The organism is Bradyrhizobium sp. HKCCYLRH2047 (assembly GCF_051168175.1).
In the GTDB taxonomy this organism is placed as follows: Bacteria; Pseudomonadota; Alphaproteobacteria; order Rhizobiales; family Xanthobacteraceae; genus Bradyrhizobium.
Genome location: NZ_JBNPUM010000008.1, coordinates 286,349 through 301,221, shown reverse-complemented (window position 1 = coordinate 301,221; position 14,873 = coordinate 286,349). Strand labels below are relative to the sequence as shown.

12 protein-coding genes are annotated in these 14,873 nt (G+C 67.1%); 1 reads left to right on the top strand and 11 read right to left on the bottom strand.

The features are described 5' to 3' along the window. Nucleotides 1–58: 58 nt before the first annotated feature. Nucleotides 59–982, bottom strand: a complete 924-nt coding sequence (gene murB, locus ACQR1D_RS20770; protein ID WP_315802119.1) for a UDP-N-acetylmuramate dehydrogenase — start codon at nt 980–982, stop codon at nt 59–61. Nucleotides 983–1,196: 214 nt separating this feature from the next. Then, the gene (murC, locus tag ACQR1D_RS20765; protein WP_315802118.1) at nt 1,197–2,600 is read right to left on the bottom strand and encodes a UDP-N-acetylmuramate--L-alanine ligase; all 1,404 of its coding nucleotides are present in this window, start codon (nt 2,598–2,600) and stop codon (nt 1,197–1,199) included. A 360-nt stretch (nt 2,601–2,960) separates the two neighbouring features. Here murC and ACQR1D_RS20760 point away from each other — a divergent pair, with 360 nt between their 5' ends. Continuing rightward, nucleotides 2,961–3,698 (top strand): carbonic anhydrase, encoded by a 738-nt coding sequence (locus ACQR1D_RS20760; RefSeq protein WP_315802175.1) that lies wholly within the window; start codon nt 2,961–2,963, stop codon nt 3,696–3,698. 5 nt (nt 3,699–3,703) lie between these two features. Here ACQR1D_RS20760 and ACQR1D_RS20755 read toward each other — a convergent pair whose 3' ends face one another. The 9 genes from ACQR1D_RS20755 to ftsL form a co-directional block, all read right to left on the bottom strand. Beyond that, complete coding sequence (locus ACQR1D_RS20755) at nt 3,704–4,561, bottom strand: helix-turn-helix domain-containing protein (RefSeq protein ID WP_434839308.1); 858 nt, start codon at nt 4,559–4,561, stop codon at nt 3,704–3,706. Between the two features lie 26 nt (nt 4,562–4,587). Then, a complete protein-coding gene (murG, locus tag ACQR1D_RS20750; RefSeq protein ID WP_434845778.1) occupies nt 4,588–5,691 on the bottom strand; it encodes an undecaprenyldiphospho-muramoylpentapeptide beta-N-acetylglucosaminyltransferase in 1,104 nt (367 codons plus the stop codon). Between the two features lie 47 nt (nt 5,692–5,738). Continuing rightward, nucleotides 5,739–6,890 (bottom strand): putative lipid II flippase FtsW, encoded by a 1,152-nt coding sequence (gene ftsW, locus ACQR1D_RS20745; protein ID WP_315802115.1) that lies wholly within the window; start codon nt 6,888–6,890, stop codon nt 5,739–5,741. 243 nt (nt 6,891–7,133) lie between these two features. After that, nucleotides 7,134–8,534, bottom strand: a complete 1,401-nt coding sequence (gene murD / locus ACQR1D_RS20740; RefSeq protein ID WP_434893995.1) for a UDP-N-acetylmuramoyl-L-alanine--D-glutamate ligase — start codon at nt 8,532–8,534, stop codon at nt 7,134–7,136. Between the two features lies 1 nt (nt 8,535). Then, on the bottom strand, nt 8,536–9,642 hold the full coding sequence (gene mraY, locus ACQR1D_RS20735; RefSeq protein ID WP_315802113.1) for a phospho-N-acetylmuramoyl-pentapeptide-transferase: 1,107 nt from the start codon (nt 9,640–9,642) through the stop codon (nt 8,536–8,538). Nucleotides 9,643–9,828: 186 nt separating this feature from the next. Next, nucleotides 9,829–11,205 carry a UDP-N-acetylmuramoyl-tripeptide--D-alanyl-D-alanine ligase gene (locus ACQR1D_RS20730; protein ID WP_434848480.1) on the bottom strand — a complete coding sequence of 459 codons (1,377 nt, stop codon included), beginning with the start codon at nt 11,203–11,205 and terminating at the stop codon, nt 9,829–9,831. After that, complete coding sequence (locus ACQR1D_RS20725) at nt 11,202–12,662, bottom strand: UDP-N-acetylmuramoyl-L-alanyl-D-glutamate--2,6-diaminopimelate ligase (protein ID WP_315802111.1); 1,461 nt, start codon at nt 12,660–12,662, stop codon at nt 11,202–11,204. Before ACQR1D_RS20725 ends, ACQR1D_RS20730 begins: the two co-directional genes overlap by 4 nt. 71 nt (nt 12,663–12,733) lie before the next feature. Next, nucleotides 12,734–14,482, bottom strand: a complete 1,749-nt coding sequence (locus ACQR1D_RS20720; RefSeq protein ID WP_315802110.1) for a peptidoglycan D,D-transpeptidase FtsI family protein — start codon at nt 14,480–14,482, stop codon at nt 12,734–12,736. Continuing rightward, on the bottom strand, nt 14,479–14,871 hold the full coding sequence (gene ftsL / locus ACQR1D_RS20715) for a cell division protein FtsL (protein ID WP_315713444.1): 393 nt from the start codon (nt 14,869–14,871) through the stop codon (nt 14,479–14,481). The genes ACQR1D_RS20720 and ftsL overlap by 4 nt, the downstream gene beginning before the upstream one ends. Between the last annotated feature and the right edge of the window lie 2 nt (nt 14,872–14,873).

The window sequence follows — 14,873 nt, the reverse complement described above, 5'->3', positions numbered from 1 at the left end:
GATTGATCTCACAATCGCGGTCGCGATTGCGCTGACGTCACGTAAGCCTGCGGCTCGATCAGCTCGCCTTGATTCCGATCCGCTTGATCTCCCACTGCAGCTCGATGCCCGAGCTCGCCTTGACCCGCTCACGCACGGTCTCGCCGAGCGTCTCGATGTCGTCGGCGCTAGCGCTGCCGGTGTTGATCAGGAAGTTGCAGTGCATTTCCGAGACCTGGGCGCCGCCGACCCTGAGTCCACGACAGCCGGCGGCATCGACCAGCTTCCAGGCGGAATGTCCCGGCGGATTCTTGAAGGTCGAGCCGCCCGTCTTCTCGCGGATCGGCTGCGCCGTCTCGCGATGCGCCTGCACCTCCGCCATGCGCGCCCGGATCGCCTCCGGCGCCGAGGGCGTGCCGCGGAAGCGCGCGGCCGTGAAGATCAGCGCCGGATCGACGCCGCTCGCGCGATAGGTGAACTTCATCTCGGCATTGTTGAAGCGGTGCGTCTCGCCGTTTCGGTCGACAGCGATCGCTTCAATGAGAATGTCTTTGGTCTCGCCGCCATTGGCGCCGGCATTCATCCGCAGCGCCCCGCCGATGGTGCCGGGAATGCCGAACAGGAATTCCAGGCCCGCGAGGTTGGCCGACGCGGCGACCTCCGCGACGCGCTTGTCGAGCGCGGCGGTGCCGGCCGTGACGATGTCGCCTTCCGCCTTGACCTCGCCGAACGCGCGCGGCGCCAGCCGGATCACGACACCGGGGACGCCACCATCACGCACGATCAGGTTGGAGCCGACGCCGATGACATAGAGCGGGATATCCGTTGGGAGGTGCTTCAGGAAATAGGCGAGGTCGTCGGCATCCGCCGGCGTGAACAGTACCTGCGCCGGTCCGCCGACACGAAACCAGGTCAGCGGCGCGAGACTCTCATTGGCGAGCAGCCGCCCACGCAGCTCCGGCATGGCCGTTTTGAGATCGGGGGTGATGTCGGGAAAGGTCATGCGGCGGCCTGCCTCGTTTGGGCCGACGTCGTTGCGACGTAGCACGCTCCGTTCCCTCCCCCCTTGTGGGGGAGGGCTAGGGAGGGGGGGACCACGCACTCCGGAGTCTGCGGCTCACCCCCCTCCCTGCCCCTCCCCCACAAGGGGGGAGGGAACGGAGAGGCTACGTCGAGTGGCCTGACTTTCTCGGTGAACGGCTGGTTCAACACCGCCCTCACCCCAGTGCCTTCAACTCGCCGGGCAGCGCGTAGGCCCATTGCGTGATGTTGCCGGCGCCGAGGCACACGACGAGGTCACCGGGCTTGGCGAGGTCCTTGACGATACGAGCGAGATCGGCGGCCTTCGGCAGCGGCACCACGTCGCGATGGCCGTGGGCGCGCAGGCCCAGGACGAAGTGGTCGCGATCGATGCCCTCGATCGGCGCCTCACCCGCCGGATAGACGTCGGCGACGACGACCGCGTCCGCGTCGTTGAAGCAGGTGCAGAACTCCTCGAACAGCGACTGCAGCCGGGTGTAGCGATGCGGCTGCACCACGGCGACGACCTTGCCGTTGGTGGATTCGCGCGCCGCCTTCAGCACGGCGGCGATCTCGACGGGGTGATGCCCGTAGTCGTCGATCACGGTGACGCCGTTCCACTCGCCGGTGCGGGTGAAGCGGCGCTTGACGCCGCCGAAGCCGGCAATCGCCTTGCGGATGGCCTCGTCGGACAGGCCGAGCTCGCGCGCGACCGCGATGGCCGCCGTTGCGTTCGAGGCATTGTGCCGGCCTGGCATCGGCAGCGCGATGTCGGCAATCTCGTGCGTCTCACCGCTCTTGCGGTCGCGGAACACGACCTTGAACGACGAGCCGCCGCCCATCGGCGCGAGGTCGACGAGCCGGACATCGGCCTGCGGGTTCACGCCATAGGTGATGATGCGGCGGTCCTCGATCTTGCCGACCAGCGCCTGCACCACCGGATGATCGATGCACATCACCGCGAAGCCGTAGAACGGCACGTTCTCGACGAAGGCGCGGAACGCGTCCTGCACGGCCTCGAAGGTCTTGAAGTGATCGAGATGCTCGGGATCGACATTGGTGACGATGGCGACATCCGCCGGCAGCTTCAGGAAGGTGCCGTCGCTCTCGTCGGCCTCGACCACCATCCATTCGCCGGCGCCGAGCCGCGCATTGGTGCCGTAGGCATTGATGATGCCGCCATTGATGACGGTCGGATCGAGGCCGCCGGCATCGAGCAGCGCCGCAACCATCGATGTCGTCGTGGTCTTGCCATGGGTGCCGGCGATCGCGACACAGCTCTTCAGCCGCATCAGCTCGGCCAGCATCTCGGCACGCCGCACGACCGGGATGCGCTGGGCGCGCGCGGCCATCAGCTCCGGATTGTCGCGCTTGATCGCGGTCGAGACCACCACGACGTCGGCGCCCGCGACATTCTCGGCCTTGTGCCCGACGCTGACGGTGATGCCCTTCTCGCGCAGCCGCGCGACATTGGCGTTGTCGGAGGCGTCGGAGCCCTGCACCGTGTAGCCGAGATTGCACAGCACCTCGGCGATGCCGCTCATGCCGATGCCGCCGATCCCGACGAAGTGGATGGGTCCGATCTCGCGCGGCAGTCTCATGGGGCGTCTCGTCTCAAGGGTTCCGGGCGTCCCCACCGGAGGGAGCGGCCGCGAATCATCAGCCCTTCTTGCAAGACATGGCCGACCTGGACAAGTCCGCCCGGGCAGTAAGAAGTGCCAAATTCGCAGGCGTTCGCCCGGTTTTAGCCGATTTTGGCAGCCCGGCCGGCGGCGATCGGCCAGGAGTTCCCGCTCGATCCCTCCCTTCACGAATTATTAAGCGCGATCACATGCCGCCCCCTCCCAACGGGATACCTGCAATTTTTGCGCGCTCACTGCGTCAGTTCGCGTGGCATGAGTAGCCGTGCGGCCGGCGTGCCGGGCACGCATATTTCAATCTTTGATGGAGAACCCTCGCCGATGTGCTCGCTGTGTGAAACGCACCCTCCCGTATTGTCCCGCCGCCGGCTGCTCGGCGGCGGCGCAGTGCTGGCTGCCGCGGCGGTCGGCGCACTTCCGGCGTTTGCCAAGGAAGCCAAGCAGGCGAACGACAGCGCAATGCCGCCCAACGCCATCTCTCCGGATGACGCGATGAAACGCATCGTCGATGGCAATGCGCGCTACGTCGCCGGCAATCTCGACAACAAGGATTTTTCGGCCGGCCGGGCGGCGCGCGCCGCGGCCCAATACCCGATCGCCGCGATCGTGAGCTGCGCAGATTCCCGGGTCGCGCCCGAGCTGGTGTTCGATCAGGCGCCCGGTGAGCTGTTCGTGGTCCGCGTCGCCGGCAATTTCGTCAATGACGACGGCCTCGCCAGCCTCGAATACGGCGTCAAGTTCCTCGGCACGCCTCTCGTGCTGGTGCTCGGTCACAGCGGCTGCGGCGCCATCGATGCGACGATCAAGGTGCTCAAGGACGGCACCAAACTGCCAGGCCACCTGCCCGCATTGATCAATGCGCTCAAACCCGGCGTCGAGGCAGCGATCGCGAAGAAGCCGCAGGATCTGCTGGCCGAAGCCACCGCGGAGAACGTCCGCAACAATGTCCGGCGCCTCTCGACTGCCAAGCCGATCGTCGGCCGCATGGTCGCCGAGGGCAAGGTGAAGATCGTGGGCGGCATCTATGACATCGGCACCGGCCGGGTCACGATGATCTGACGCCCTCAAGCCGGCCGCAGCACGCGATCCGCACGTGCGGCTGCGGCCGCGAGCCAGCAAACCTGGTGGCAGAACCAAGCTTCCACGGAAGCCACGAAACCCGGCGTCAGCGTCAGATGCCGGCGCCCGTCGCCGAAGCGCAGCAGACCACGGCCCTCCATGGTCGCCAGCAGATTGCGGATATGGGAGCGCGAGACGCCGAGCGAGGTCGCAAGCTCCGCCGTCGAAATCGCGATGGCCTCGCGCCCAACCGCGGACCGGGCGACGAGCGTCAGGGCCAGATGGATGCCGCTGTCGTGCTCGTCGATCCAGGCGAGATCGGGAAAGCCCGTCAGCGGCCGGTTGTCGCGGCAGAGCCAGCCCGCACATTGCCGGATCGTCTCCGCAAATAACGCGGCGTCGTCCTGCAGACGAAGGCTCAGTCCATCGGACTGCGTCAACCGCGCGTGGCAATCCAGGTGCATGGCAAGCCAGCCTCGCAGTCCCTCGAGGATGACGGGGCCAGGCACCAGATAGCGGATACGAGCGTCCTCGGGATCTCGCTCGACGGTCACCAGCGACAGACCGCGCAACACCGCGACGAACGCCGCCGTCTGCCGCGGACCCGGCAGCCGCATCTGCAGACGCGTCAGTGTCGGCCGCTCGACCGGCTTGCGCGCCGACATATGCATCATCACGATATGCGCAGCGATTTCCGTCGGAGCGCGCTGACCGAACAGCTTGATCATCAGGCGCTGGCCGCGCAGCGGCGCAATCAGCCGGTCGCAGAATTCCACGAGCACAGGCACGAAGGACGGATGCCGCCGCAAGCGCATCGGACGATCGTCGGGCAGGATGCCGCCATCGTCGGAGCTCCGGTTCATCTTGGGATCACCGTGCGCTCGCGCGACTAGAGCGCCGCCGTCCTGATCACGAGATCGGCCAGACGTTCCGCGGCATCGAGCCGGCCGGCCGCGCGCGCGGCCTGCGCCATGGCGGCGAGGCGCGCGGGCTCGGCGGCGAGCGCCGAGATCTCGGAGGCCAGCCTGTCGGAGGTGAATTCGGTCTGCACGATCCGGATCGCGGCGCTAGCATCCGACAGCACGCCGGCATTGGCGAACTGGTCCTGGTCGATGGCGCCGGGCAGCGGCACCAGGATCGAGGGCCGGCCGATCGCGGCGAGCTCGGCCACGGTACCGGCGCCTGAGCGCGAGATCACGAGATGATTGGCGGCGAGCCGCGCCGGCAGGTCGGTGAAGAACGGCTGCAGCTCGGCGTTGATCTTCAGCCGGTCGTAGACCGCGCGCACCCGCGCCATGTCCTCCTGGCGCACCTGCTGGGTCAGCATCAGCCGGCCCCAGAGCGCCGGCTCCAGCCGCTCGATCGCGCCGGGCACGATGTCGCTCATGATGCGCGCGCCCTGGCTGCCGCCGACCACGAGCAGCCGCAGCGGCCCGGCGGTCTCCGGCGGGACATAGGGCACGCCCGCGGCTTCGAGGATGGCAGGTCGCATCGGGGTGCCGACCGTGGTCGTCTTGGCCGACAGCGCGGGATCGCGGTCGAGCACACCCGGCAACGAGGTCGCGATCGCCTTCACATGCGCGGACAGGAAGCGGTTGGCGCGGCCGAGCACGGCATTGGCGTCGTGGATCAGGCTGGGCACGCCGGCGAGGCGTGCCGCCAGCAGCGGCGGCACGGTCGGATAGCCGCCGAAGCCGATCACGGCCGCGGGCTTGAGCCGCCGCATCAGGTTGAAGGCCGCGATGGTGCCGGTGCCGAGCAGCAGCGCGGTCCGCGCGAGTGCGACCGGCGAGCGGCTGCGCACCGTCTCGCTCGGCACCACGTCGATCATGTCCTTGGTGAACAGGCCACTGTAGCGCAGCGCGCGCGCATCGGTGACGAGACGGACGCGATAGCCGCGCCTGATCAGCTCGACGCCGAGCGCTTCAGCAGGAAACAGATGGCCGCCGGTGCCGCCGGCCGCGAGCAGAATGAGAGGCGCGGTTGAGGTCATGCGGGCTTGTTTACAGGCAATGTGTCGTCATTGCGAGCAAGGCGACCTCAAGCGTAATTGCGCACCGCGCCGGCTGCGTCGCCTGCCTCGACCTCCATCCGCGGCCGCTGCCGGGTCAGCGCCAGCATCATGCCGACGCCATAGGCGAGCGACACGATCGAGGAACCGCCGTAGGAGATGAAGGGCAAGGTCATGCCCTTGGCCGGGATCAGCTGCAGGTTGACGGAGATGTTGATGGCCGCCTGGATGCCGAACAGGATCGCGAGGCCCGACGCTGCGAAGCGCGCGAAGCTGTCCTCGGTCGCATAGGCGCGCGACAGCGTGCGGATCACGATGAACGCAAACAGCGCGACCAGCGCCAGGCACAGGATGATGCCGAACTCCTCGGCGGCGACCGCGAACACGAAATCGGTGTGACTGTCCGGCAGGCTGCGCTTGGCGATGCCCTCGCCCGGCCCAAGGCCGAACCAGCCGCCGTTCGAGAACGCCTCCATCGCGGTGTCGACCTGGAAGGTGTCGCCCGAGGCCGGGTTCATGAAGCGCTTGATGCGGCCGGCGACGTGCGGGACCAGGAGATAGGCGCCGAACAGGCCGGCGGCGGCGGCGCCCGCGAGACCCGCGACCCAGATCATGCGCATGCCGGCGATGAAGAACAGCGAGCCCCAGACCATCAGGATCAGCATGGTCTGGCCGAAATCCGGCTCCATCACCAACAGCGACACCAGCATCAGCAGCAGCACCAGCGCCATGGTGGTCGCCGGCATGTCGGGCCGCCGCGCGGATTCCGAGAACAACCAGGCGGACACCACGACGAAGGCCGGCTTCGCCGCCTCGGACGCCTGGATGTTGACGCCGATCAGCGTGATCCAGCGCCGCGAGCCCTTCACCTCCGGGCCGATCGCGAGCGTCAGCACGATCAGCACGATGGCGATCGTGAACACCACCAGCGCGCTGCGCCGGATCTGGCGCGGCGACAGGAAGGACACGCCGATCAGCACGATGAACGACGGCAACAGGAACAGGACGTGTCGGTTGAAGAAGTGGAACGGATCGAGCCCGATCCGGGTCGCCACCGGCGGGCTGGCCGCGAGCGACAGGATCACCCCGCACAGCATCAGCGCGAGGATGGAGCCGAGCAGCGGCTTGTCGACCGTCCACCACCAGTCGGACAGCGGATTGCGTTCTTCACGGGAGAGCATCGGGCGTCCACCTGAGCCGAGACATCGGCCCATTGGCGCCCAGGATGGTTATCGAAGGGTTAAGGGCCTCTCAACTGTTGTCCCGGACAAGCCGTGGCGCGCGCCAGCGCGTCGCGGCGCCGATCCGGGACCCATACGCCGTAGCCGTCGTGATGGGCAAAGAGCCAATGGCCGGCGTGCCTCAAGCTGCTCCCTGCGGGTATGGGTCCCGGCGTTCGCCGGGACGACAGCGGTGTTTGCGGCCTAGACAACCCGCTCCACACCCGGCAGCGCCTGCACCAGGTCGCGGAAATGCGTGCCGCGGATTTCGAAGTTGCGGAACTGATCGAAGGAAGCGCAGGCCGGCGACAGCAGCACGACGGCATCCTTTAATCCCGAGGCCTCCGCATCGGCGGCAGCCTGCGCGACCGCGACCTCCAGCGTGCCGGACATCTCGTGCGGCACCTTGTCGCCAAGCGTTCCGGCGAACTCGGAAGCCGCCTCGCCGATCAGATAGGCCTTGCGAATGCGCGGGAAGAAGCCGGCGAGGCTGGTGATGCCGCCCGCCTTGGGCTTGCCCCCGGCGATCCAGAAGATGTCGGCAAAGGACGACAGCGCATGCGCGGTCGCATCTGCGTTGGTGCCCTTGGAGTCGTTCACGAACAGCACGTTGCCGCGGCGGCCGACCTGCTCCATGCGGTGCGCCAGACCTGGGAAGCTGCGCAGCCCCTGCTGCAGCACATCCTCCCTGACCCCGATCGCGAGCGCGGCAGCGGCGGCGCAGGCGGCGTTCTGGGCGTTGTGTTGACCGCGCAGCGAGCCGATGCCACCGAGACGTGCGACCTCGCTGCGCGCGCCACCCGCGCTGCGCACGATCGTCTCGTGCTCGACGTACAGCCCATCCGCCAGCGGGTTCTTCACCGAGATGCGCACGACGCGCTTGCCGCCCCGGTCGAGCCGATCGGCGATCGCCCGCGAAAAACCGTCGTCGACACCGACGATCGCAGTGCCTTTGGACTGGACACCCGCCACCAGCCGCTCCTTCACCGCCGCATAGTTCTCGATCGTGCCGTGGCGGTCGATATGGTCCTCGCTGACATTGAGCAGGATGCCGACGCTCGGATCGAGCGACGGCGTCAGATCGATCTGGTAGGACGACATCTCGATCACGTGGACGCGGCCCATCCGCGGCGGCTCCAGCGACAGGATCGCGGTGCCGATATTGCCGCCCATCTGGGTATCGTAGCCGGCGACGCGCATCAGATGCGCGATCAGCGCCGTCGTGGTCGACTTGCCATTGGTACCGGTGATCGCGACGAATGGCGCATCCGGCGCGTGCCGCCTGCGCTCGCGGCAGAACAGCTCGATGTCGCCGATCACCTCGACCCCGGCCTCGCGCGCCTTCAACACGCTCCAATGCGGGACCGGATGGGTCAGCGGCACGCCGGGCGCCAGCACCAGCGCGGCGAAGTTCGCCCAGGAGACGGTGCGCAGATCGGCGGTGATGAAGCCTGCCTTCGCCGCTTCCGTCATCCGATCGGCGCCGTCGTCGGCCGCGATCACTTCGGCCCCGCCGGCCCGCAGAGCATGACAGGAGGCCAGCCCCGAGCCGCCGAGCCCGAAGACGGCGACGGTCTTGCCGGCAAATGAGGTAACGGGGATCATGTCAGCGCAGCTTCAAGGTCGAGAGACCGACCAGGGCCAGCATCACCGAGATGATCCAGAACCGGATCACGATCTGCGGCTCGGTCCAGCCGAGCTGCTCGAAATGATGGTGGATCGGCGCCATCTTGAAGATGCGCTTGCCGGTCAGCTTGAACGAGGCCACCTGCACGATCACCGACACGGCCTCCAGCACGAACAGGCCGCCGATGACCGCCAGCACGATCTCGTGCTTCACCGCGACCGCGATCGATCCGAGCATGCCGCCGAGGGCCAGCGAGCCGGTGTCACCCATGAAGATCGACGCCGGCGGGGCGTTGAACCAGAGGAAGCCGAGGCCCGCGCCGAGCACCGCGCCGCACAGCACGGCAAGCTCGCCAGTGCCCGCGACATAATGGATCTGCAGGTAATCGGAAAACACCGCGTTGCCGGCGAGATAGGCGATCAGACCGAAGCTGGCGGAGGCGATCATCACCGGGACAATGGCCAGGCCGTCGAGTCCATCGGTCAGGTTGACGGCATTGCCGGCGCCGACGATGACGAACGCGCCGAAGATGACGTAGAGCCAGCCGAACTTGATGACGAGTTCCTTGAAGAACGGAATGGCAAGCCCGGTCGCGGACGGATCGCGCCCGAGCCGCACCAGCGCATAACAGGCGACCAGCGCGATCGCAGCCTCGATCAGCAGACGCAGTCTGCCGGCAAAGCCGGAATGCGACTGTTTGGTCACCTTCAGATAGTCGTCATAGAAGCCGACGAAGCCGAAGCCGAGCGTCACCGCGAGCACGATCCAGACGTAGGGGTTGAGCGGATTGGCCCACAGCACGGTGGAGACGACGAGGCCCGACAGGATCATCAGGCCGCCCATCGTGGGCGTGCCCTTCTTGCTGATGATGTGCGATTGCGGGCCGTCGGTGCGGATCGGCTGGCCCTTGCCCTGGCGCAGGCGCAGATGATCGATGATCCACGGCCCGAACAGGAACACGAACAGCGCCCCGGTGACGACCGCGCCGCCCGTACGGAACGTGATGTAGCGGAACACGTTCAGCAATCCGCGAAACACGGACAGGCTCGGAAACGTATTCGTCAGCTCGATCAACCAGTAGAACATCCAACCCGCCTATGCCGCCTCACCGAGACCGCGAACACGGATTCGCTCGCGAATCCGGTCCAGCCTCTTTTAACCATGATCGGGGCCGGGTGCGAATCATAGGCCGGCGGAAAGACCCGTCCGGCACGATCGCTTCGACCGCCAGTGGAAAATATCGTTCTGCCGCGCCGCGATATCGCCCGATTTTCAAGCGGGCCGCTGCAGCGCCGCGGCGAGCTTCGACACGAACTTGTTGACCCAGAAGATCTTCTTGCTGCCCTTGATGACGACGACGTCGCCCGGCGCCAGCAGCGCCGCGACCCGGCCGGGATCCAGCGTCACCGGATCCTCGTGCCAGCCGAGCCGCTTTGCGTGCGGCAGGCTGTCGAACAGGTGACGCATCAGCGGACCGACGCAATAGACGCCATCGACCCCGGCGAGATGAGCCACCATCCCCTGATGATAGGCCGGCGCCTCGGCGCCGAGCTCGAGCATGTCGCCAATCACGGCGATGCGCCGCCCCCGCACCGGTCGCGCCTGCAGACTGTCGAGCGCTGCCGCCATGCTGGCCGGATTGCCGTTGAAGCTGTCGTCGATGAGAACGATGTCGCCGACGGTCTGCTCGACGCCACGGCCCGTCATGATGCCGACATGGCCGAGCGTCGGCGCGAGCAGCGCCGGATCGAGCCCGGCCGCTGCGATCGAGGCCAGCGCCGCCAGCGCATTGTGCAGGCGATGCGGCGCACCGGGCGTCAGCGCGAATGCGACGCGACGACCGGCGACATCGGCGATCACATCCCAGGCTTCGCCGCGCGAGTTGTGCGAGAGCTCGCGCACCTCCGCATCGCCGCCGAAGCGGATCAGTTTGCCCGTCCATTCCGGCGCCGCGAGATCTGAGGGAAGCACGAGGACGCCATCGGCTGGCAGACCGCGCGCGATCGAGACCTTCTCTTTCCTGATCGCTTCCAGGCTGCCGAGCTTCTCCAGATGCACCGGCTGGACGTTGACGACCAGCGCCACCGTCGGCTGCGACAGCTCCGTCAACCGCGCGATCTCGCCTGTCTGGTTCATGCCCATCTCGACGACCCAGACCGAAGCGGAGGGATCGGCGTTGCACAGCGTCAGCGGCACGCCCCAGAAATTGTTGAAGCTGGACGGACTCGCGGACGCGCCGGGATAGGCGGCGATGAATTCCTTGGTCGAGGTCTTGCCGGCGCTGCCGGTCAACCCGATCACCGGGCCGTGGAAGCGCGCCCGCGCGGCGCGCGCCAGCGCCCACAGCCCATCGATCAGCGTGTCCGGCACCACGAGCTGCGGCACGGTGACGCCATCGATCCTGTGCGGCACGATCATCGCCACCGCGCCAGCCGCTTCGGCGTTCGCCGCAAACTCCCAGCCATCGCGGCTGGAGGCAAAGCTCGACACGAAGCCGCCACTCGGCGTGCCGCTCAGCGCCACGAACAGGCTGCCGGGCTTCACCGCGCGGCTGTCCTGCGTGACGAAGTCGATTCGAGTCTCCGGATAGTCGCCGGTGAGGCCGAGCGCGCGCGCCGCCTCTGCCACGGTCCACAGCGCCTTCGTCATGATGTCCTCGATGCCAACGCGTCCGCGACCGCTTCATGATCGCTGAAATGCAGAATATTGCTGCCGATGATCTGTCCGGTCTCATGGCCCTTGCCGGCGATCACGAGCGCATCGCCGAGCTGCAGCTCGCCGATGGCGACCCGGATCGCCTCCGCCCGGTCGCCGATCTCGCGCGCCCCGGGTACGGCCGCCAGGATCGCGGCGCGGATCGCAGCCGGATCCTCGCTGCGCGGATTGTCATCGGTGATGATGACGCTGTCGGCCTCTTCGGCGGCGATCGCGCCCATCAAGGGACGCTTGCCGGTGTCACGGTCGCCGCCGGCGCCGAACACGACGACGAGTTTTCGGGCGGCATAGGGCCGCAGTGCATGCAGCGCCTTGGCGAGCGCGTCCGGCTTGTGCGCGTAGTCGATGAAGATGGGCGCACCATTGTGCTCGCCGACCAGCTCAAGCCGGCCCTTGGCGCCCTCGAGCTGCTCGAGCGCTTCGAACACGGCCTGCGGATCGCTGCCGGTGCCGATCGCAAGGCCCGCTGCGACCAGCGCATTCTCGATCTGAAACGCGCCGACCAGCGGCAGCCGGACCGCATGCATGCGGCCGCAATGCTGGATCTGGAGCTGCTGCGCAAAGCCGTCGATTGCAGCGGCCACGAGACGGATGCCCTCGCCCGCGCCATCGCCATGGGTCCCCACCGTCATCAGGCGAAGACCGCGCGTCTGCGCCGCAGCGATGACCTCCGGCGAGCACTCATGATCGGCCGAGATCACCGCAGGCCCGCCCGGCGGAACGAGATCGCGGAACAGCCTGAGCTTGGCGTTGAGGTAGTGCGTGATATCCGGATGATAGTCCATGTGGTCGCGCGACAGGTTCGTGAACCCGCCGGCCGAGACCCTGACACCGTCGAGCCTGAACTGATCGAGCCCGTGCGACGAGGCCTCGAACGCCAGATGGGTGACGCCGTCCTGCGTGATCTCGTCGATCTGCCGATGCAGCGCGATCGGATCGGGCGTCGTCAGCGAGCCGTAGACGGTGCGCTTGTCCGACACCAGCCCGACGGTCCCGATGCTGGCCGAGCTGTGGCCGAGCTTCTGCCAGATCTGCCGCGTGAAGGCGGCGACCGACGTCTTGCCGCTGGTGCCGGTGACGGCGGCAATCGTTGCCGGCTGGCGCGGATAGAACCGCGACGCAGCCAGCGCGAGCGCCCGCCGCGGGTTCGGCAGCGCGATGAATGGAACGGCCAGCTCTGTTCCAGGACCCGCCCCACCGGCTACGGCAACCGCGCCGGCCGCGATCGCCGCCGCGATGAAGCGGGAACCATCGGTCTTGGTGCCGGAGAGTGCAAAAAACAGGTCGCCGGGCCGCACGGCGCGGCTGTCGACGGCGAGGCCGGATATCTCGACTGCGGCGATGGGAGCGTCGAGCGTCGCCTGATCGCCCAGGAGGTCGTGAAGTTTCATCCTGGTTCCGTGCCAGTCCTGGCCCCGCCCGGGGATGGCGGCAGCTCCAAAGCCTGCGATTCGACGACGGCTTACTGTGTCAGCCGCGATGCCGCAAGAATTTGGCGGTCGGACGGCGGCAGGTCGAACCGGGGCTCGATTCCCAGCAGCGGCCCGATCCGGGAGATCACGTTGCCGGCGGTCGGCACCGCGTTCCAGCCCGAGGTGATGAAGCCATAGGTTTCCTTCAACGGCTGCGGCTCGTCCAGCATGATCAGCAGCTGGTATTTTGGCTTGTCCGCCGGGATCACTGCGGTGAAGAGGGTCAGCACCTTCTTCTTGGCGTAGCGGCCGTTGATCACCTTCTCGGCGGTGCCGGTCTTGCCACCGATGTAGTAGCCCTTCACGTCAGCCTTGCGCGCGGTGCCGATCTCGGCGTTCAGACGCATCAGATAGCGCATCTTTTCGGAGGTCTCCGGCTTGATCACGCGCTTGGCGACCTGCATCGCCTCCGCCTCGGTGCGCTTCATGAAGGTCGGCGGGATCAGATAGCCGCCATTGACCAGCGCGCTGACGCCCATCACGCCCTGCAGCGGCGCCACCGCCATGCCGTGACCAAACGCGATCGTGATCGTGTTCAATTCGCTCCAGCGCTTGGGCAGGATCGGCGAGGCACTCTCCGGCAACTCGGTGCGCAACCGGTCGAACTGGCCCATCTTGCGCAGGAATGCCTTGTGGCCCTCGACGCCCTGAGTCAAAGCGATCCTGGCGGCGCCGACGTTGGAGGAGAAGGTGAACACCTCCTTCATGGTAAGGAAGCGGCCCTTCGGCTCGTCGTCGTGAATGGCGAACTTGCCGTAGTGCAGCGGCCCGCGCGCATCCCACAGCGAGTTGAGATCATACTTGCCGGTGTCGAGCGCCATCGCGAGGGTGAACGCCTTGAAGGTCGAGCCCATCTCGTAGACACCCGTGGTGAGGCGGTTGATCCGGTCTGGATCGTGCGCTTCCTTCGGGTTGTTGGGATCGAAATCCGGCAGCGACACCATGGCGATGATCTCGCCGGTCCTGACATTGACGACGAGACCGGAGGCCGCCTTGGTCTTGAACTTCTCCTTGGCCTTGAGCAGTTCGTCGCGCAGCGCATGCTCGACGCGTAGGTCGACCGACAGTTCAACCGGCCGCTGCAGTCGGTCGGTGGCGAAGCCGGCGCGATGCAGGTCGGCGAGGCCCTGATTGTCGAGCCACTTCTCCATGCCGGCGATGCCCTGGTTGTCGATGTTCACCAGGCCGATCAGATGCGCCACCTCGTTGCCGGTCGGATAGACACGCTTGTTCTCGCGCAGGAAGCCGATGCCCGGCAGGCCGAGGCGATGAATGTCCTGCTGCTGCTTCGGCGTCATCTCGCGCTTCAACCAGACGAAGCCCTTGCGCGACATCAGTCGGTCGCGGACCTCGCCCGTATCGAGATCCGGCAAGGTCGCCGTCAGTAGCTCGATCGCCTCGTCCTTGTCGATGAGGCGACGCGGCTCGGCGAACAGGCTCGGCGTCTTCACGTCGGTGGCGAGAACGGCGCCGTTGCGGTCGACGATATCGGGGCGCGCGGTGGCGATGGCGTCCTGCTGCGCGGCGCGCCGCGCGCTCGGACCATCCGAGCCGATCGCGAACATCACGAGGCGGCCGCCGATCACCGCGTAGACGGCGGCAAAGGCAATGATCGCGAGGCCGACGCGCGCGCGCGCCTTGGCAGTCCGATCGACATCGCGCCCATACAGCAGCGTGCGCACCAGACGTTGCCGCCAGGGTTCCTGCGGCTTGACGTCGGGCCGAAGCTGATCGGTCATTGCTGATCCTCCGGGCGACGCACTGACCCGGTCACGGGGGGCTCTTCGTTGATCGCGTCGATCGCATCGATCATCGATCCGATCGGATCCGGATTGTCCGGTCGCGCAAATCGCGGGGGCCGCTCCGGCAGATTCTTCAGGCTGTCGTATTGCGTGGCGTTGAGCGGCTTCAGCGGCAGATGCCGCTCGACCAGCCCTTGCAGCCGCAGCGGCGCGTCGAGCTTGGCCCATTCCGCGCGCAACACTGCGATGGCCTCGCGCTGCTCGCGGATCTCGGCGCGCAATTGCAGCACGCGCTCGACCCGTGCCGTGGAGTCCATCTTGATGCGATAGACATAGGCCGCCGCGAAGATCAGCGAGCAAATCACGACGAGGTGCAGGAGGCGCATCG

Excerpts from the sequence above, each read along its gene's own strand:
- murB (WP_315802119.1), bottom strand. The coding sequence starts at position 982 with ATGACCTTTCCCGACATCACCCCCGATCTCAAAACGGCCATGCCGGAG.
- murC (WP_315802118.1), bottom strand. The coding sequence starts at position 2,600 with ATGAGACTGCCGCGCGAGATCGGACCCATCCACTTCGTCGGGATCGGC.
- ACQR1D_RS20760 (WP_315802175.1), top strand. The coding sequence starts at position 2,961 with ATGTGCTCGCTGTGTGAAACGCACCCTCCCGTATTGTCCCGCCGCCGG.
- ACQR1D_RS20755 (WP_434839308.1), bottom strand. The coding sequence starts at position 4,561 with ATGAACCGGAGCTCCGACGATGGCGGCATCCTGCCCGACGATCGTCCG.
- murG (WP_434845778.1), bottom strand. The coding sequence starts at position 5,691 with ATGACCTCAACCGCGCCTCTCATTCTGCTCGCGGCCGGCGGCACCGGC.
- ftsW (WP_315802115.1), bottom strand. The coding sequence starts at position 6,890 with ATGCTCTCCCGTGAAGAACGCAATCCGCTGTCCGACTGGTGGTGGACG.
- murD (WP_434893995.1), bottom strand. The coding sequence starts at position 8,534 with ATGATCCCCGTTACCTCATTTGCCGGCAAGACCGTCGCCGTCTTCGGG.
- mraY (WP_315802113.1), bottom strand. The coding sequence starts at position 9,642 with ATGTTCTACTGGTTGATCGAGCTGACGAATACGTTTCCGAGCCTGTCC.
- ACQR1D_RS20730 (WP_434848480.1), bottom strand. The coding sequence starts at position 11,205 with ATGACGAAGGCGCTGTGGACCGTGGCAGAGGCGGCGCGCGCGCTCGGC.
- ACQR1D_RS20725 (WP_315802111.1), bottom strand. The coding sequence starts at position 12,662 with ATGAAACTTCACGACCTCCTGGGCGATCAGGCGACGCTCGACGCTCCC.
- ACQR1D_RS20720 (WP_315802110.1), bottom strand. The coding sequence starts at position 14,482 with ATGACCGATCAGCTTCGGCCCGACGTCAAGCCGCAGGAACCCTGGCGG.
- ftsL (WP_315713444.1), bottom strand. The coding sequence starts at position 14,871 with ATGCGCCTCCTGCACCTCGTCGTGATTTGCTCGCTGATCTTCGCGGCG.